This is a genomic window from Streptomyces sp. NRRL F-2580 (assembly GCF_000720115.1).
Taxonomy (GTDB): Bacteria; Actinomycetota; Actinomycetes; order Streptomycetales; family Streptomycetaceae; genus Streptomyces.
The window spans coordinates 15110-31999 of record NZ_JOIR01000049.1 but is presented as its reverse complement, the minus strand read 5'-3'; the positions used below and the strand labels follow the sequence as shown (position 1 = coordinate 31999).

Annotated in this window: 15 protein-coding genes and 5 pseudogenes; 10 read left to right on the top strand and 10 right to left on the bottom strand. The window is 69.1% G+C overall.

The features are described 5' to 3' along the window. Window position 1 precedes the first annotated feature (1 nt). A pseudogene (locus tag IF88_RS0135455) lies at window positions 2–205 on the bottom strand (Tn3 family transposase); the annotation flags it as partial. Between the two features lie 272 nt (window positions 206–477). On the opposite strand from IF88_RS0135455, the pseudogene IF88_RS41390 reads away from it, so the two are divergent. The 3 genes and pseudogenes from IF88_RS41390 (at window position 478) to IF88_RS0135445 (ending at window position 3512) form a co-directional block, all read left to right on the top strand. Further along, window positions 478–1319 (top strand): annotated as a pseudogene (locus IF88_RS41390) (MerR family transcriptional regulator). 213 nt (window positions 1320–1532) lie between these two features. Then, a complete protein-coding gene (locus IF88_RS49455; RefSeq protein ID WP_324617228.1) occupies window positions 1533–2513 on the top strand; it encodes a hypothetical protein in 981 nt (326 codons plus the stop codon). Between the two features lie 669 nt (window positions 2514–3182). After that, on the top strand, window positions 3183–3512 hold the full coding sequence (locus IF88_RS0135445; protein ID WP_030722295.1) for a hypothetical protein: 330 nt from the start codon (window positions 3183–3185) through the stop codon (window positions 3510–3512). A 151-nt stretch (window positions 3513–3663) separates the two neighbouring features. Here the strand turns inward: IF88_RS0135445 and IF88_RS44675 are convergent. The 4 genes and pseudogenes from IF88_RS44675 to IF88_RS0135435 form a co-directional block, all read right to left on the bottom strand. Beyond that, window positions 3664–4148 (bottom strand): annotated as a pseudogene (locus IF88_RS44675) (transposase); the annotation flags it as partial. A 236-nt stretch (window positions 4149–4384) separates the two neighbouring features. After that, window positions 4385–5710 (bottom strand): PQQ-like beta-propeller repeat protein, encoded by a 1326-nt coding sequence (locus IF88_RS0135440; RefSeq protein ID WP_158754774.1) that lies wholly within the window; start codon window positions 5708–5710, stop codon window positions 4385–4387. 197 nt (window positions 5711–5907) lie between these two features. Then, a pseudogene (locus tag IF88_RS48660) lies at window positions 5908–6030 on the bottom strand (IS5/IS1182 family transposase); the annotation flags it as partial. A gap of 100 nt (window positions 6031–6130) precedes the next feature. After that, window positions 6131–7342 carry a PP2C family protein-serine/threonine phosphatase gene (locus IF88_RS0135435; RefSeq protein ID WP_107050703.1) on the bottom strand — a complete coding sequence of 404 codons (1212 nt, stop codon included), beginning with the start codon at window positions 7340–7342 and terminating at the stop codon, window positions 6131–6133. 305 nt (window positions 7343–7647) lie between these two features. Here IF88_RS0135435 and IF88_RS47495 point away from each other — a divergent pair, with 305 nt between their 5' ends. Beyond that, window positions 7648–7800, top strand: coding sequence for a hypothetical protein (locus IF88_RS47495; RefSeq protein ID WP_199808189.1), 153 nt, complete (start codon window positions 7648–7650; stop codon window positions 7798–7800). Between the two features lie 367 nt (window positions 7801–8167). Here the strand turns inward: IF88_RS47495 and IF88_RS0135425 are convergent, their stop codons facing one another. Both IF88_RS0135425 and ctaD read right to left on the bottom strand, forming a co-directional pair. After that, entirely contained in the window at window positions 8168–8506 is a 339-nt protein-coding gene (locus tag IF88_RS0135425; protein WP_030722287.1) for a hypothetical protein, read from the bottom strand. A 13-nt stretch (window positions 8507–8519) separates the two neighbouring features. Further along, complete coding sequence (ctaD, locus tag IF88_RS0135420; protein WP_051838122.1) at window positions 8520–10256, bottom strand: cytochrome c oxidase subunit I; 1737 nt, start codon at window positions 10254–10256, stop codon at window positions 8520–8522. 331 nt (window positions 10257–10587) lie between these two features. Between ctaD and IF88_RS0135415 the strand changes: the two genes are divergently transcribed. Together IF88_RS0135415 and IF88_RS0135410 are read left to right on the top strand one after the other, a co-directional pair. After that, entirely contained in the window at window positions 10588–11034 is a 447-nt protein-coding gene (locus IF88_RS0135415) for a DUF4383 domain-containing protein (RefSeq protein WP_030722281.1), read from the top strand. A 48-nt stretch (window positions 11035–11082) separates the two neighbouring features. Further along, window positions 11083–11544: an SPW repeat domain-containing protein gene (locus IF88_RS0135410; protein WP_030722277.1), complete on the top strand. Its 462-nt coding sequence runs from the start codon at window positions 11083–11085 to the stop codon at window positions 11542–11544. Between the two features lie 28 nt (window positions 11545–11572). Here the strand turns inward: IF88_RS0135410 and IF88_RS46945 are convergent, their stop codons facing one another. From IF88_RS46945 to IF88_RS45990, 3 genes and pseudogenes are all read right to left on the bottom strand, one after another. Further along, window positions 11573–11755 (bottom strand): hypothetical protein, encoded by a 183-nt coding sequence (locus IF88_RS46945; RefSeq protein WP_078893339.1) that lies wholly within the window; start codon window positions 11753–11755, stop codon window positions 11573–11575. Between the two features lie 480 nt (window positions 11756–12235). Continuing rightward, window positions 12236–12718 (bottom strand): hypothetical protein, encoded by a 483-nt coding sequence (locus IF88_RS0135400; RefSeq protein WP_030722272.1) that lies wholly within the window; start codon window positions 12716–12718, stop codon window positions 12236–12238. Window positions 12719–12766: 48 nt separating this feature from the next. Beyond that, window positions 12767–12904, bottom strand: a pseudogene (locus IF88_RS45990) (IS110 family transposase); the annotation flags it as partial. Window positions 12905–13194: 290 nt separating this feature from the next. On the opposite strand from IF88_RS45990, the gene IF88_RS0135395 reads away from it, so the two are divergent. The 4 genes from IF88_RS0135395 (at window position 13195) to IF88_RS0135380 (ending at window position 16806) form a co-directional block, all read left to right on the top strand. Further along, on the top strand, window positions 13195–14232 hold the full coding sequence (locus IF88_RS0135395) for an ATP-dependent DNA ligase (RefSeq protein WP_234323813.1): 1038 nt from the start codon (window positions 13195–13197) through the stop codon (window positions 14230–14232). Window positions 14233–14390: 158 nt separating this feature from the next. Further along, window positions 14391–14873: a DUF1206 domain-containing protein gene (locus tag IF88_RS49225; protein ID WP_324617227.1), complete on the top strand. Its 483-nt coding sequence runs from the start codon at window positions 14391–14393 to the stop codon at window positions 14871–14873. Between the two features lie 421 nt (window positions 14874–15294). Then, complete coding sequence (locus IF88_RS0135385) at window positions 15295–15732, top strand: NfeD family protein (protein ID WP_030722263.1); 438 nt, start codon at window positions 15295–15297, stop codon at window positions 15730–15732. A gap of 3 nt (window positions 15733–15735) precedes the next feature. Further along, window positions 15736–16806, top strand: coding sequence for an SPFH domain-containing protein (locus IF88_RS0135380; protein WP_051838120.1), 1071 nt, complete (start codon window positions 15736–15738; stop codon window positions 16804–16806). Window positions 16807–16890 lie beyond the last annotated feature (84 nt).

Here is a 16890-nt window from a genome sequence, read left to right as displayed (position 1 = left end):
CTCACTCATCGTCGATGGCGTCCTTGTCACGTAGGGGCCGCATACCGCCGGAAAGGTCCGGAAGGTGGAAGGAGTACCGGCCGAGCATGTTGACGTGGTGCCGTACGAACGGGGAGAGGCGGGCGACGTCCTCGTCCCGGACCTCGTGGCCGTCGGCGCGGAGCTGGGCGACGGCAGCGTCCATGTACCGGGTGTTGAACAGGAGTCCGCAGCCGGGGGAGGTCGGGCGGCAGGACGGACACGCTCAGCCCCCGTCCTGAGCCTGACGCGCGGCCTTGGATGATGCGCACAAGGGCGGGGCCCCGACCCCGTAACAGCATGTCGGAGCGTGAGTTCTCTGCACCAAACCATCGCTCTGGCGTGCAGGACTCGCCTGGGGCCGTTGCTTCGCGTTTGTCTCTTGCTGCTGTGAGTGAGGCTCTTGACCCTCACGTGGCGTCAGGCTGCATAGTCGGTGGCGTGGAAGATCACTGGACCGTGGGACGTGGGGCCGAGCTGGCCGGCGTGAGCGTCCGCACACTGCATCACTATGACGAGATCGGGCTCGTGCGTCCGTCGGCGCGGACTGCGGGCGGGTATCGGGCCTATTCGGCGGGCGAGATGGAGCGGCTGCGGCTGCGGGAGGTACTGGCCTATCGGCGGCTGGGCTTCGGGCTGCGGGAGGTTGCGGAACTGGTCGGCGACTCATCCACCGACGCGGTCGCGCACCTGCGCCGACTACGCGGCCTGCTGCTGGAGCGGCGTGATCGCGCTGACGCCATGGTGGCGGCCATCGACAGGGAACTTCAGGCACGAGCGAAGGGCCTAAAGGTGACACCGGAGGAGCAGCTGGAAATGCTCGGTGCACGGCTATACGACGCGATCGGCGGCGCTTACCCCGCGACACGGCGTACCGAGCCGCGGATCGCCGCGCAGATCTGGGACGCGCTCGGGGACGCACAGACGGTGCTGAACGTCGGAGCCGGCACCGGCTCCTACGAGCCTCCCGCGACTACCTGCCCGAGTTCGCCGCCGTCCTGGCAGAGTTTCCCTCGCTCGCCGGGATGGCCGACGCCCTCAGCGCCCGCGCTGAGCCGGTGCCCATCCCATGGGACTGCACTGACGGCCTGTTCGAGGCGTACTGGCGCCGGCCCGGGGCGTATCTGGAGGATCACGTGCGCCGTGCCATGTCGGTGTGGACGAGGGTCGGGCCAGAAGCCGAGCAGCGGGCCGTACGAAGCCTCAGCGACGACCTCGACTCCGGCCGGTGGGCCGAGCGCAACAGCGACCTCGCCGACCTCGACGCGGCAGACCTCGGCCTGCGCCTGCTCATCGCTTGATCCAAGGCGCAGCGCCAGAGTTATGGCGGCACGTCACGGTAGGGCGCCTGCAAGACGGACCTCCTGCCACTGGATTCACTCGCCTGACAAGTCGAAGAAGGTGCAGTCAACGCGCCACCGGGCACAGGGGCGGTCCGGCTGGTCATGTGTTCGATTTTCTGTGCGAGGGGACGCACCGCAGGTCGGCGGTAGGTCTGGTGACACAGTGAGGCGATGGCGGGGCTGGTGATGCCGTGGGCCGCGCGACACAGCTCCCTCGTGTCCCCGGTTTCCCGTCCCGGGAGCGGGTCGGGCCGGGCGGTGCGGCGCCAGGGCAGGCAGGTTCGGCCGCGCCTCCACCTTGGCTTTGGGCTTGCCTGCGGGGCGCGGGGCCCGCTTCGCTGCGGTGGCCCGGCGGCAGCGGCGCATGCCGCCACCGTGCCGCACACCGGACGCCCGGCGCCCCCTGGACGGCCCCGCCGTACCCCTCGGATGGATGACATCCCGGGCACCGCGGGGCCGGGCCTGCCGGGCGGGAGTCGTCCAGCGCGGTGGACTCTGGAGGGGAGGCCGAGGGGAGGCCAGGTGATGTTGCACCCGCCGGTGGAGCCGATGTTGGCGCAGGCCGCCGAGGTGATGCCGCCCGTGCGTCCGCTCGCTTCGGGGGTGGCGTATGAGCAGAAGTTCGACGGGTGCCGGGCGCTGGTGTTCACCCCGGCCGGGCCGGGTGGGCGGGTGCTGCTCCAGTCCCGCCGCGGCGCCCTGGTCCAGGGCGCGTTCCCCGATCTCGTAGCGGCTGCCGAGGCGCAGTTGCCGCACGACCTGGTCCTCGATGGCGAACTCCTCGGGGGTGGACCAAGGTCAGACGACGGGACACCACCGAGGCGATCATCGGCGCCATCACCGGCACCCTCACCCGCCCGCAGCTCCTCGTCCTCGGCCGCCACGACCAGGACGGCCGGCTGCGCGCGGTCGGCCGCACCGTACCGCTGCCCACGCAGGCGGCCCACCTGGTCGCGGAGCACCTGGCCGCCGCCGACTCCGGACACCCCTGGGAGGGCGTCACGTTCGCCGCGACCTGGGGGAGCCGCGACGTCCTGGACGTGCGCCTGGTCCGCCCCGACCTGGTGGCCGAGATCAGCGCCGACCGCTCGATCGACAGGGGCGGCGTCTGGCGCCACCCGCTCCGCTTCAAGCGGCTGCGCCTGGACGTAGGCGTTGAGGGCCCGGCTGCGCCGGCCGCGGGCTGGCTTACAGGTGGCCAGGGGTATGCCCCGACTCTGCAGCTAGACCCGGCCACGAGCTACATCGTCCACCTCTACGCCAAGGGCCGCCAAGACTCCCGAGGCAGACGCGAAGCCGCGATGGCTCGCGAGGAATGGGGCCTACATGAAGGGTTTGAGGACTACGTGGCCGCATTCATCCCCACCGGACAGCAGGGTAGGCCCCCCGGCGCGCCCCGGTCCTGGCCTCGGGCCAGGGCCATCCCGGGTGCGGCTGCTTTCGCTCCCATCGGTCGGCGACTGATCCGGGGGCGTGACCGCGACCGCAGCCGTTACTCGGCGTGCTTGCTGTCCCAGTCGCCTGCGGGCGTGCACAGGCACTGGCGCGGGGCGTGTTCGTTGAACTCGTCGACGGCATTCTCGACAGCTAACACCCGGTGGGGCTTCCCCGGGGCGACGTTCAAGGCGACCGGACCGGCCGGATACAGCGGACCAGGAGGCGTGGCGGACGCTGTGGATGTGCCTCGTTCCCGGTCTTTCGGAGGTGCTGCCCCGGGATGGGTCCCGGAGCTATGAGCGAGAGGTAGTGCGGCGATTTGACCTGACCATGCCATCCATTTGATCATTTGCTGTTCTCTGCAAGCGAAGATGAAGGAGCAGCATGCGCGCCAGCGCCATACGCCGTCTCTCCGCCCTGGCCCTCACGGCCGGGCTGACTCTCCCCGCAGCACTCTGCGCCGCCACGCCAGCCTCGGCCGCCGCCATCACCTGCCAAAACGCGGCCGGCGAGCTGTATGTCACCAAGACGTCCGCACCCGTGCGCACGACCTATTACGAGACCGGCCGCGCCGTCGACACCGTCTACCGGGGCAACAGGCTGAACTACACAAGGCAGTGCACGAACTCCAAGGGCCACCTCTGGTTCTGGGTCGACAAGACCTACGGTGTGAAGGACGGCTGGATCTACTCGGGCAACGTCGCCCGCATCTGATCCCGCACATCTGCACCACGAAAAGGCGGCCCTCCCGGATCCGGAGAGGGCCGCCTGCCCACAGGGCGGAATCCTTTCCCTGTCAGGCTGGCCACCTCGCCCCCCCGGGGGCGCCCTTTCGACCGTAGCGGCAGGCCTCTTGCGGGAATGGCACGGCCGGTTGCCAATGGAGCTTGCGTCTGCGCCGGATGGCCCGACGCTCGGCCTGTCCGTTCTGTTCCTCCGGCCCGCCCCTTTTTGCCGTGCTGCCTCCTGCTCCTGCGCGGCTTCTTCCAGGGCCTCCATGAGGTGCTTGCTGACGTGCATCCCCGCCGCGTCATGGTGGGCGCGGACCGTCGTGGAATCCACACTGACCAGCGACAAGTCTGTTGTGCCCACCCGGGCCCCCTCCGCGATCAGGCCTTCCAGCAGGGCGGTGAATACACCGGCGTCCCGCCAGACGCGGAAGCGTCCGTAGACGGTGGCCCACGGGCCGAACTCGGCAGAGATCTCCCGCCACTGGGCACTGGACCGGAACCGCCAGATCACACCCTCGAAGTGCTCCCGCAACCGCTCCGGGTACGGGCCGTATCTGCCGATCGGCAGGTGTGGCTCGATGAACTTCCACTGGGCATTTGTGAGTTGCCTGCGTGTCACGACCACAGTCCTACCGGATTCCACTCCGCAAACAGGACAGAACCCTAGAATGATCACGACATCACACAGGCCCTAGCACGGCTGGCCCCAACTCCCGGACCCTGAGGAATTTGTGCTCCTTCTCCTTGGGGTCGTCGCCTTGGCTCTGGGCGCCACCGGCTACCTGTCCCGTCTCACGGAGGGTTGAGCGTCCGCACCGCTTGCTGGGCGTGCGTAGCGCGGGCAGCGCTGGGATGTCATAGGTGGAGGGCGCGTACGCCTTCGTCGTTGGCGAAGTACAGCATCCCGTCGGCGGCGAGTGGCGGGGGTCCTGAGGTCGTCTCTCCCGCGCTCACTCGCCACAGGGCCTTGCCGGTGCGGATGTCATGGCAGTACCAGTCCGACAGGTAGCAGATGAACAGATGGTTCCCGGGGGCCGTGTCCGCCGCATAGGAGGAGACGTGGTGGGTACTTCGCCAGCGTTCACGCCCTGTGGCCGCGTCATGAGCTCGAAGCGTGGTGTGATCCTCCTCGTGGCTGTCCACGCTCCAGCACAGATAGGCGCAGTCCCCGTCAGCGGCGATGACGGGGCTTTCGTAGAGCCTGGTCGAGAAGGCGGGCGCGGTCCAGCGGAGCTTGCCCGACACGGCGTCGAAGGCCTGCAGCCGCTGTTGGTCGCGCTTGCTCGGGCCGGGGCCGCTGATGTAGACAGCGTCGCCGTGCGCCACCGGCACCGAGGTGTGCACCGCCGGCGCGGTCCAGCGGACGACGCCGGTGCGCGGGTCGTACGCCACCAGCCTCGAGCCGATGCCGACGTTGCCGTTGCGCCCGAAGAGCAGCCCTGCGGCGAAGACGTCCAGGGTGCACCGGCCACCCGACTTCTCCAGCGGCGCCGACCAGCGGACGACGCCGGTGCGCTGGTCGAGCGCGGTCAGGCTCCCGTCAGGCCGGTTGACGTACGCGAGGCCGTCGCGCACCTCCAGGAGCGAAGCTTCGGTCTGCCACAGGAAGTCCCCCTTCCTCGTGTCGAGTGCGTACAGGACACTGGGCGGCGGGTGGGGATCCTCGTCATAGGTGAACGGATGAAAACTGACCAGGGCGACGGAGCCGCTGGTCCACACATCCCCCGCGCTGGGCGTACGCAGGCGGCTCCCCGGGGCCTGGCGCCACACCGGCTCACCGTCCGCGGTACGCAGCGCGTGCACGGCGCCGCCGTCCGTGGCGACGAACACGGCACCCGACGTCACGGCCGGTGCGCCGAATCGGGCACCGCCCAACGGTGCGCGCCAGCGCTCGCGCCCGGTGGCCGCGTCGACCGCGTACAGCCCGTCCTTCTTCGTCCTGACGTAGAGCACGCCGTCCTGATGCACCACCGGAACATGCTTGACGCCCTTGCCGCCGCCGTCCTCGTCCAGCAGGGCGAAGGTCCACAGCGGCTTGCGAGCCGGTGGCTTGGCCTCCTTCGGCGCACCGCCGAGGACGTCACACGCGGCGTTGGTGAGGCCGATCCCGATACCAGCACCGGCCACCCACTTCACGACCTGGCGGCGACCGACGTCCTGCTGTTCCCCCGGTGTACGCATCGGTGCAGGGTAAGCGACGCTCGCGGACAAGGTATACCACGGGGCGACGTCGACATCGTGCGCCGTTACCCAGGAGCCGATCATCCGGCGCAGCACGTCGGTCGGCGCGTCGCGCCCGTCCATCGGCCCTCCGTCTCCGGACCTTGTTGCGGCGGCCGCGGCCGGGGACTCGACGGCGCTAGGGCGTGTCCGCAAGGTCAGTTCGGGAGCCAGAGTCGTAGGCAGGCGAGGGTGACGAGGGCTTTGTAGTGGTGCGCTCGTTTGTCGTAGCGGGGGGCGAGGGCCTTGTTCTGTTTGAGCCGGTTGAAGCAGCGTTCGACGAAACAGAATTCCCGACTCAGAAGACTAGGGGACCGAGGCGGCGCCGCTCGCGAGCATCGCCGCCGCCCACTTCCGGTTACCGCCGCGTGGGCCGCCCGGTCATGTGCGGGCCAGCGGGCCGAGGAATTCCGCCAGGGGCGGCATTTCGTGGCCGTGCCACTCGCAGAACAGGACGGTGGCGTCGTCGCCGAGCTGTCCGTGGTGATGGTCCATCACGGCGCGGACCAGGCGGCGCAAGGTCTCGGGGACGGGGAAACCGTCGGCCTGATGGCGGATGATGAACTGCAGGAACCGGTCGAGGCCGAACTCTCGCCCTGAGCTGTCACGGGCTTCGATGATCCCGTCGGTGTAGAAGACGATCCGATCGCCGGGTTCGAGCTGCTCACGGTGGATCTCTGCGGGCAGGCCGAGATCCGTTCCCAGGGGATGGGTCGGCGGGCGGTCCAGTGCGGTGATCCAGCGTCCCGCCCTGATCAGGATGGGCGGGGCGTGACCACAGTTGATCCAGGACAGAAGGCCGCTGCGAAGGTCCAGGTCGGCCAGGACCGCCGTCGCGTAGCGGTCGAGGGTGAATTGTTCGAGCAGCATGGCTTCGATGGCGTCGCGGGCCTGAGTGAGGCTGGCGCCTTGGCGGCGCTGGTTTCGGCAGGTGGCCATCGCGAGGTTGGCGGTCAGGCCGGCTGCGGTGTCGTGCCCCATCGCGTCGAAGACCGCAAGGTGGACGACGTCGCCGGCAAGGGCGTAATCGTAGGCGTCCCCCGCGGTGGAGTAGGCGGGCTCCATGGCGGCGGCGACGGTCACCCGGGGCCCGGCGAAGGTGCGCGGCGGCATGAGCGTCCACTGCATCTCGGCGGAGACGGACATCGGCTGCGAACGGGTCAGGCGCGCGTAGGAATCACTGTGCGTGCGCTTGGAGACCACCATCAGGCCGACCAGTGACGCGAGAGCGGTCATGGCGGAGCGGGTCTCGTCGTCCGGTTCCTGCGGGAGGTCCGCGGACAGGACGCCGAGGCGCTCGGTGCCGTCCAGGAGCGGGAGCCAGTACCGTCTGCCGTCGTCTTCGCCACTGCCCGGGAGGATCTGCAGGCTTTGGAAGACGCGCCCCGCCACCGTGCCCTCGATGGGGAGCTCCTCGCCTTCGCGGGCGGCGTCGAGTCCCTCGCCGGTCATCTCCCGCAGCGTCTCCTCACGGAGATCGGCCAGGTAGATGCGGACCCGGTCGAGACCCGCGAGCGCGGCGCGGTGCCTAACCAGCGGGGGCAGTCGCTCAAACGTCGCAAGGTGGCTGGCAGCAAGAAGATCCGTAAGCATCTGAGCGGTGGAACGACTGGAAGCCATCACCGGACCCTGTCGCCGGAGCCTTCCCCGATCCCGCAGGCCGTTCGCGCACGGCCTGCGGGTACGAGCGGATGACACCAGCATGCCTCGGAAATCGTGGATCAGGAGGCGGGCTGCGCGGCCCCTTCGGGAGATCACCCCATCGGGTTGGTTTCGACGCGGCGTGACACTGTGGCGTGGGCCGCGCGCCGTCCGCCTGTCGGGTGAGCATTGCGGGCGGGCGTTTGCGCGGCGCAGACTGAGCAGATCCACGTCCGCAGAACACAGCAGGTGCCGTCATGGGCGAACATGTGCAGATCCGTCTCAAGGACGGGATGCGAGTCTCTGCGGCCGGTGAGCTGGTCGAGAGGTACCACTGCAAGTGCGGCAGCACCTGGACCAAGACCTACCGGGTCCAGGGTCAGGAGCCGGACACTCTGCCCGCTCCCTGATGCGCCGCCCGTCGGCGCCGGCCGGGGGCGCCGGCCGCCAGGGCCCCCGCTGGCCGCCAGGGCCCCGCCCCGCTGGCCGCCGGGCCCCCGGCGGCTGCTCACCCGCCGTGTCTGCCTACCGGACGGTCAGGCCCTTCCTCTGGCCACGGGTGCGGGCGGCGGCTGCCTGTAGCCGGTCTTCGGTCCGCTGCCGGATCATTCGCCGGAAGCCGGCCAGAGCGCTGTGCCGGCCGGCATACGGACCGCTGTCCCGGTGCCCGCATATCGGGCGCATCCCGCCCGGGAACATCCTGCCCGCGCACAAGGCGGCCTGGGGCCCCGGCGCGCCAGCGAACGTGCGGCGCCGTCCCGGACCGCAGAAGTCTTCTCAGCGTGGTCGGCAGAGGTCCATCGCGAGGAGTCCCACGGTGGTGACGGTGCTGAGGAAGGTGACGGCGAGCAGGCGGCAGCGCAAGGTCTCGTAGCGGCGAGAATATTCCTCCTTCAGTTCGTGGCTGCGTTTGGTGATCTGGTGCAGGACCTGGCGCGTGCGGGCCAGGTGGCGGGCGGTGTAGAGGCGGACGACTTCCTCGCGCTCCGCGTGACCGAGCCAGGGCAGCTCGTCTGCGAAGGCGTCGGCCTCGCGGGCCGCGCAGTGGCGGGCGGCGCGGCTCATCAGGTAGCCCTCCAGCTCGGCAAGGCCGGCCGCCGCCTCGTCCTTGTGCATGGTGTCCGCCTCTTCAGCGGTCGGAAGCGTTCGGCCCCGCTCCGGGCGCCTGGCGGTTGTCGGGATGGTCCAGGACGTCGCGCTTGCCTTGGTGGTCGCCGGCGTAGTCGAACGCTGCGATCTCGGGGTGCTGCAGGTCGAAGGCGGGCGAATCCGAGCGGATGCGGGGCATGGTCAGGAAGTTGTGGCGCGGGGGCGGACAGGAGGTGGCCCATTCCAGGGAGCGGCCGTAGCCCCAGGGGTCGTCGACGGTGATTCGGGGGGCGTACTTGGCGGTCTTCCAGACGTTGTAGAGGAAGGGAAGGGTGGAGCAGCCGAGCAAGAAGGCGCCGATGGTGGAGACCGTGTTGAGGGTGGTGAAGCCGTCGACGGCGAGGTAGTCGGCGTAGCGGCGTGGCATGCCCTCAGCGCCGAGCCAGTGCTGGACGAGGAAGGTCAGGTGGAAACCGATGAACAGGGTCCAGAAGTGGATCTTCCCCAGGCGTTCGTCGAGCATGGTGCCCGTCATCTTCGGCCACCAGAAGTAGAACCCGGCGAACATGGCGAAGACGACCGTCCCGAAGACGACGTAGTGGAAGTGGGCGACCACGAAGTAGGAGTCGGTGACGTGGAAGTCCATGGGCGGCGAGGCCAGGATGATGCCGGTGAGGCCGCCGAAGAGGAAGGTGACGAGGAAGCCGATCGACCACAGCATCGGCGTCTCGAACGAGATCGACCCCTTCCACATGGTGCCGATCCAGTTGAAGAACTTCACTCCGGTCGGCACGGCGATCAGGAACGTCAAGAAGGAGAAGAACGGCAGGAGCACGGCGCCGGTGGCGAACATGTGATGTGCCCACACCGTCAGGGACAGCCCTGAGATCGCGATCGTCGCACCGACCAGGCCGAGGTAGCCGAACAGTGGCTTGCGGGAAAAGACCGGGAAGATCTCCGTCACGATCCCGAAGAACGGCAGCGCGATGATGTAGACCTCGGGATGCCCGAAGAACCAGAACAGGTGCTGCCACAGCAGCGCGCCCCCGTTCTCCGGGTTGAACACCTGCGCGCCGAAGCGGCGGTCCGCCTCCAGCACCAGCAGGGCTGCTGCGAGGACGGGGAACGCGAACAGCACCAGCACCGAGGTGAGCAGGATGTTCCACGTGAAGATGGGCATCCGGAACATCGTCAGCCCCGGTGCCCGCATGCAGATGATGGTCGTCGCGAAGTTGACCGAGCCCAGGATGGTGCCGAACCCGGAGAGGGCCAACCCCATGATCCACATGTCGCCGCCGACGTAGGGGGTGCGCTCGCCCCCACTCAGCGGCGTGTACGCCGTCCAGCCGAAGTCGGCTGCGCCCTGGGTGGTGAAGAAGCTGGCCACCACGATCGTCCCTCCGAAGAGGAACAGCCAGAACGACAGCATGTTCAGCCGGGGGAACGCCACGTCGGGCGCCCCGATCTGCAGGGGCATGATCGCGTTGGCGAACCCGGCGAAGGTCGGCGTCGCGAAGAACAGCAGCATGATCGTGCCGTGCAGGGTGAAGATCTGGTTGTACTGCTCGTTCGAGACGATCTGCATCCCCGGCCGGGCCAGTTCGGCGCGCAGCAGCAGGGCCAGCACGCCGCCGATGAGGAAGAACCCGAACGACGCGATCAGATACAGGTGACCGATCTTTTTGTGGTCGGTGGTCGTCAGCCATGAGACGACCACCTGCCCGGGAGTCCTTCCGGGGGTGGGTACGGGGGCGATCGGTTCGGTCGTCGTCACCATCGGCGGACCCTTTGCAGCAGATAGGGGCGGGCAGCGCGCCGTGACCGCCGTCTTTCGGCAGCTCACGCGTTCCTACTTGTCTACCGGCCCGACCAGGCCGGGTGCCGCTGCCCCGCAAGCGCGTACAGGTGAACCACCTTGCGCGGTGTTACCCCCGCGATCTCTCGCCCGCCCCGGGAGGCAGCCTGGGGCGGGCGCAGCTCCTCGATCGTGGTTCGGTGAGTCTCGTGAGGGCCGGGGGGGGGGTGTGTGAGTGCGTGCGAGACAGGTGGGTAGCCGCTGCTTCAAGACGGAGTGCAGTACACCGCTGGTACTGGTTTGGAGGCAGCACATGACCACCTTCTCCCACTCGCGTACCCGGGCCCATGTCCAGGAGGCCGCCCTCGTAGTGGGGGCCGTATTCCTGCTGGTCGGCATTCTGGGATTCATCCCGGGCATCACCACCGACTACGACACCCTCGCTTTCGCCGAGCACCATTCGGAGGCCAAGCTCCTGGGCATCTTCCAGGTGTCGGTCCTCCACAACATCGTGCACCTTCTTTTCGGTGTGGCCGGCCTCGCGATGGCTCGCACCGCGACAGCAGCCCGCACCTACCTGATCGGAGGGGGCATCGTCTACCTGGTGCTGTGGCTGTACGGCCTGCTCATCGAACACGACAGCGCCGCGAACTTCGTACCGGTCAACAGCGCCGACAACTGGCTCCACTTCGTTCTGGGCCTGGGCATGATCGCTCTGGGCATCGTCCTGTCGCGGCGTACGAGTTCCGTCCGTGGATGACCGCCGGTGTCGCACCTCCCGGCGGCAGCGGGGCGGAGAGGAGGAACCATGACCGTTTCCACCGTGCCTACGAGGCCGGCGTCCGGGTCCCCGCCCCCGCCGGCCCTGCGCAAGGCCCAGCACGATCAGCTCATCGGGGGCCTGATGCTGCTCATCGGCCTTGTTCTGTGCGTCGTCCCCATGGCGCAGCAGGACGGGGCGAAGGACGCGCAGGTGAACGAAGCCATCGTCGGCACGATCGTCGTGCTCGCCGCAGGTTCCCGGATTTATCGGGGTGCAGGGGTCCGATCGGATCTGATCATCGGCGTTGCCGGAGCGTGGCTGGTGGCGTCGCCCTGGCTGCTGTCCTTGGGCGAGACCTCCGTGTACGGCGGCAACAAGGCGTACGACGTGGCGCTCGGCAGCGCCCTCGTGATCCTGGCCCTGATCGGGCTCGTCCTCCTTCGCGGTCGGCCCGACAAGAAGCCCCAGGCCCCCTCTTCCGTCAGGCGCGGCCAGGGACGCATCTGACCGGTTCAAGCTGCCGCGCCCCTGGGTGTCAGGTGTCTCCGCCTTGTGTGGGGCCTGCGGTAACGGTGGTTTCGTCGAGGTACCACTGGGCCGTGTTGGAAGCGGCACAGGTCTTGAGGCGCAGGGGTTCGCCGCTGGTGGTCGCGGTGAGGCAGCGACCGTTGTGGTCGACGATCGGGCGGGCTCCGCCGGCCAGGGGCGCAGGGTCCACTCCTTGGTGTCCCCGCCCTGGTTCCATGCCCACAGCTGGGCGAAGTCGGCGTCCCTCGACGTACACCGCGGCGAGGCCCTCCGCCAGGTGGCCGAGGCGCTGCGCGACCGGCTCCCCGCTGCGCGCCCCGGTGTCCACTCGACCGCGAGCACGGCGGTCAGCCGGATCTGCGCCGGGGACATCGGCTTGCCGAGGTACTGGTCGAGCTGGCGGTACAGCGCGGCCAGGGTGGCCGCCTCAGGCGCGGGCTGCAGCGCCACCTCGCCGCCGCCCAGGTACAGCGCGGGCAGGCCGAGCGCCTCCCGCAGCAGGTCGAGGCAGGTCCGGCGGATCGCGTTGGTCGGCTCCGAGGTGGGAGGGAAGCCGCCGCGGAGCCGCCGGTGCCGCAGCACCGAACGCTCAGGGGCTTCCCAATGGAGAAGTCAAGCCTCGGCGCCTGTGTGGGGCCCGGCGGACCGCGTCCGGCGAGACTGACGTGGATTAGCGGGTCGGGAAGGAGTCCAGGGCAAGATCCCACTGGTCTGCTGCGTGAAGCAGTGCAGCTGTGTTCACATGCACTTCCACGGCGTACTGGTAGATGTCCGGCCTGTCATCGCCCTGGCGCCACGGGGGCGTCGCTTCCAGGGACAGGTGAAGGCGAATCGTCGCCCCGGTTTCGTTTCGGTCGGCGAGGCTGAAGGCCAGGACTGGCTCGTTGAACCAGGTGTCCGGGGACAAATAGCCCTCGTCGTCCGGCCGGGTCACAGCGACCGTCCCTGCGGCCGCCGCGCGCATCCACGCGCTGATCTGGCGAGCTTCGTGGGTCAGCAAAGCCGGATCGGTGAAGGACCAGCCGCCGTCGGGAGTCGTCACCGTGCCACCGATGACCAGCCAGTTGTCGTCGTAGCGGTCGCCCTGGGCCGCAGCGAACTGATAGCTCAGCGGACGGAGCTCGACGCTGTTTGCATGATCACTCAAAAGCACTGCCGCAGGATGTCACGGACCTCCCAGCTTGCCCAGCGTGGCCGACGATCAGGGCGACGCTTTGACAGGCGGCGGCGTGAGTTCGTAGAGGCGGCGGTCACGGATGAGGGCCCACAAGACGTTCACCCGACGGCGTGCAAGGGCGATCACGGCCTGGGTATGGCGTTTGCCCTCGGCTCGCTTGCGGGGCGTCCAGCGGGGCCAGGAGGTGGCCGTGTTCGGGGCGGACAGGACCTCCTCCCACCCGACGTCGAAGCGCGACAAGCCGCCGGCGCTCCGATCGGGCGCACCCGCGACTACGGGGCGGGCGAAGGGTGTGGTGATCCGTCGAGGCGATCATGGCTGGTTACGGCCGCGCGCGGGCACCCGCACGGCCACCTTGCTTGCCCGTGCGGCCACGGCCCCTTGACTTGTCGCGTGCTCTGTTTGTGCGGGCAGGCTGGTTGTAGGGCAGGTCGACGGTGAGGGAGGCTCGGGTGGTGCTGCGGCCACCGGTTGATCCGATGCTGGCGCAGGCCGTGGAGGCGGTGCCGGGCCCCTTCGTGACGGGCTCGGGTCTGGCTTTCGAGCAGAAGTTCGACGGTTTCCGGGCGCTGCTGTTCACCCCGGCGGGGCTGGCAGGCGGCCGGGTGTTGTTGCAGACCCGGCGCGGCTCGCTGATCCAGCACCGGTTTCCTGACCTCACCGCTGCGGCCGGGCAGCTGCCCGCCGGCCTGGTGCTCGATGGGGAGCTCGTCGTGTGGGATGCGCAGGCGGGCCGGCTCTCCTTCGAGGGGTTGCAGCGCAGGGCTGCCACCAGCGCCCGCACCGCACCCGCGCTCGCCGCGCCGCTGCCGGCGTACTTCATCGCTTTCGACGTGTTGCAGTTGGACGGGATCGAGCTGTTGGACCGCCCGTACTGGCAGCGCCGCCGTACCTTGCAGGACCTCTTCGACAGCCACGGGCTGTCGGCCCCGTGGACGCTGTGCCCCGCGACGACCGACATCGTCACCGCACGAAAATGGCTGGAGGAACGGACCGATGTGTCCGGGGTCGAGGGGATCGTGGTCAAGGCCCTGGACCAGCACTACCTGCCCGGCTACAGAGGTTGGTACAAACTCCGTCGCCGCGACACCACCGAAGCGATCATCGCAGCGATCACCGGCACCCCGAAGCAGCCCCGCCTCCTCATCCTCGGCCGGCACGACACCACAGGCCGGCTGCGCACGATCGGCCGGACGGTCCCGCTGCACCCGGAGCCCGCCCACCTCGTCGGCGCCAACCTCACCCTGGCCGGCCCCGGAGAGCATCCCTGGGAAGGCCTGCAGTTCGCCTCAGCGTGGGGTTCCCGCGAGATCCTGGACGTGACCCTGGTCCGCCCCGAGCTGGTCGCCGAGATCAGCGCCGACACCGCCGTCGACCGCGGAGGCGTCTGGCGCCACCCCGTCCGCTTCAAGAGACTGCGCCTCGACGTAACCGTGGAGGACGTGCCGCCTTTCGGCGCACCCCAAGGCCCGAGCGCGGCCGTCGGCTGAGAGCTGTGGGTGAGCACCCGCACGGAGGGGGAGGGAGCACGTGCCCACGGGGTGGCGGCCGAGGCCGCTCACCGAACCGGCCGCCCTAGAGCCGCCAGGCCCGACACCGTCATGGCCCGTTCCCGCCTCGGTCCGGGGCGGGAACGACCACGGCCCCGATGCAGGGAGCGACATCGGGCCGCCACCGGCACCAGCGCTGTGCCTCGAGGCTGCGCTGGTCGGGTGCGCTGCCCGGTGCCATGGTGGGGCGAGCCGCTGTGACGACACGCCGCCGGGGGTACGGGGAGGTGCCGGGTAAGGAGATCGAGAAAGGCGCGGCCCAGGCCAGCACTCCGGGGCAGCGCGTGGTGGACAGCCGGGCCATTGAGGTCGCGGCCCGCGTCGGGCTCTGCGCCCGGGGAGTGATCTACGTTCTGGTCGGACTCCTCGCCGTGCGGATCGGCTTGGGCGGGGGCAGCGGCGGCAAGGAGGCCGACCGGTCCGGCGCCGTAAGACGCCATCCACGATGCAGCAACGGCTCGGCTGGGAACTCCCGGCCGAGCTGCTGCTTGGACTGCTCGCCGCACACGGACAAGCTGTCCGCACTCCGTCTCGGCTGGCCGTCCTTCTCCATCGCGGCCCAGCACCCTGCGGTCACATAGGCCAACTGTCGCTGCGCGGACCGGGGCCTACAACGGGAACCCGCAGGTCGGACACAGCCTCGCGCGTTCCGACCCAAGGTCGCCTCCACGGCCAGCAGTCCTCGCATCACGCGCCGCCCGGTCATGCCAGACCACAACCCGCCGGCCTGACCTCTGACCCCAGCGCCATGGCTCGTGGGCATCAGCCGCGAGTACGCGACACCCCGACGTGCGGGCCTACCAGTCAGTCCCAAGGCCGTCCTCTCCCCAAGCGAGGCGTTGGCGCGTCCTGCACCTCACACCTGCATTTCGGCCCAGACGGCCGACCTTCCGACGCTGCGGCATCCGTCGAACTGGACGGCCGGTTCTCAGCACAATTATCGGGTAAAACCTACAAAAGGTGCAGTTAGCGCTCTCCTTCACTCACGAGGAGGCGTAAGGCATGGAGCCCTGGCTGGTCTGGCTGATCGTCGCTCTGGTCCTGGGCGCGGTGGAGATCGTCACTCTCACCGCCGCGCTCGGGCTGCTGGGCGGCGCAGCGCTGGTCACAGCCGTATTCGCCGCTGTCGGTTTGCCCCTGCCCTGGCAGTTTCTGGTGTTCGCGGTCGTGTCGGCGGTCGGCGTGGTTTTCGTCCGCCCAGTGGCGCTTCGTCGCCTGTCTTCACCGCCGGACGGGGAGGGGCGCTTCGGTGTCGACGCCCTCGTCGGCGAGGCCGCCTACGTGACATCGGAGGTGTCGAAGCTGGGCGGCCGGGTCCGTATCGGTGGTGAGGAGTGGACGGCGCGTGCCTACGACGAGACATTGGTAATCCCTCCCGGCACGGCCGTCGATGTCATGGAAATCAAGGGCACCACCGCGCTCGTCTATCCCCGGGAGTGAGCCATGGAGATTTCCGCCTTCCTCATAGCCGGCCTCCTCGTCGCGGTGCTCGCCGTGTTCACCGTGGTGCGAGCGGTACGGATCGTCCCCCAGGCCCGCGCACGCAACGTCGAGCGGCTCGGCCGCTACCACCGCACTCTGAAGCCCGGACTCAACGTCGTCATCCCCTACGTCGACCGCGTCTATCCGGTGATCGACCTGCGTGAGCAGGTCGTCTCCTTCAAGCCGCAGCCTGTGATCACGGAGGACAACCTGGTCGTCGAGATCGACACCGTCCTGTACTTCCAGGTCACCGACCCGCGCGCGGCGGCCTACGAGATCGCCAACTTCCTCCAGGCGGTGGAACAGTTGACGGTCACCACGCTGCGCAACGTCGTCGGGTCCATGGACCTGGAGAAGACCCTCACCTCCCGGGATACCATCAACAACCAGCTCCGCGGGGTCCTTGACGAGGCCACCGGCAAGTGGGGGCTCAGGGTCAACCGCGTGGAGATCAAGGCCATCGACCCGCCGCAGTCCATCAAGGACGCGATGGAGAAGCAGATGCGGGCCGAGCGGGACAAGCGTGCCGCCATCCTTGGAGCCGAGGGGCAGCGCCAGTCCCAGATCCTTACCGCGGAAGGCGACAAGCAGTCCGCCGTCCTGCGCGCCGAGGGCAACCGGACCGCCGAAATCCTCAAGGCGGAGGGCCAGTCACGGGCCATCGACGAGGTCTTCCAAGCCGTCCACCGCAACGACCCCGACCCCAAACTGCTCGCCTACCAGTACCTCCAGGTGCTCCCCCAGCTCGCGCAGGGCCAGGGCAACACGTTCTGGGTGATACCTGGCGAGGTCACCTCCGCCCTCCAGAACGTCACCCGCGCCTTCACTGAATCCCTTCCCCAGTCCGCAGCCACCCGCGAGGCGTCGTCCGACGACCTGGCCGTCCAGGCTGCGAAAGACGCTGCGAAAGCCGCGGAAGCCGCTGCCGAAGCCCTCGCCGACGCCGCCGAGGCAGACAGCGGGGCCGCAGCACAGCCCCGGACCGCAGGGCACGGCGCTGGGGCAACTCCGGCGTCAGGATCACCGAGCTGAGTCCACATGCCTGGCCGGGGGAGGCTGCCGGGTGCCCATGCCCGGAGCGCCGGTAAGGAGGCCATCCCCGGGTGGTTCTCACCC

Coding starts and splice junctions, on each gene's coding strand:
- IF88_RS0135445 (WP_030722295.1), top strand. CDS start 3,183: ATGCGCGCCAGCGCCATACGCCGTCTCTCCGCCCTGGCCCTCACGGCC.
- IF88_RS0135415 (WP_030722281.1), top strand. CDS start 10,588: ATGACCACCTTCTCCCACTCGCGTACCCGGGCCCATGTCCAGGAGGCC.
- IF88_RS49455 (WP_324617228.1), top strand. CDS start 1,533: ATGGCGGGGCTGGTGATGCCGTGGGCCGCGCGACACAGCTCCCTCGTG.
- IF88_RS47495 (WP_199808189.1), top strand. CDS start 7,648: ATGGGCGAACATGTGCAGATCCGTCTCAAGGACGGGATGCGAGTCTCT.
- IF88_RS0135380 (WP_051838120.1), top strand. CDS start 15,736: ATGGAGATTTCCGCCTTCCTCATAGCCGGCCTCCTCGTCGCGGTGCTC.
- IF88_RS0135410 (WP_030722277.1), top strand. CDS start 11,083: ATGACCGTTTCCACCGTGCCTACGAGGCCGGCGTCCGGGTCCCCGCCC.
- IF88_RS0135435 (WP_107050703.1), bottom strand. CDS start 7,342: ATGCTTACGGATCTTCTTGCTGCCAGCCACCTTGCGACGTTTGAGCGA.
- ctaD (WP_051838122.1), bottom strand. CDS start 10,256: ATGGTGACGACGACCGAACCGATCGCCCCCGTACCCACCCCCGGAAGG.
- IF88_RS0135385 (WP_030722263.1), top strand. CDS start 15,295: ATGGAGCCCTGGCTGGTCTGGCTGATCGTCGCTCTGGTCCTGGGCGCG.
- IF88_RS49225 (WP_324617227.1), top strand. CDS start 14,391: ATGCAGGGAGCGACATCGGGCCGCCACCGGCACCAGCGCTGTGCCTCG.
- IF88_RS0135440 (WP_158754774.1), bottom strand. CDS start 5,710: ATGCGTACACCGGGGGAACAGCAGGACGTCGGTCGCCGCCAGGTCGTG.
- IF88_RS0135425 (WP_030722287.1), bottom strand. CDS start 8,506: ATGCACAAGGACGAGGCGGCGGCCGGCCTTGCCGAGCTGGAGGGCTAC.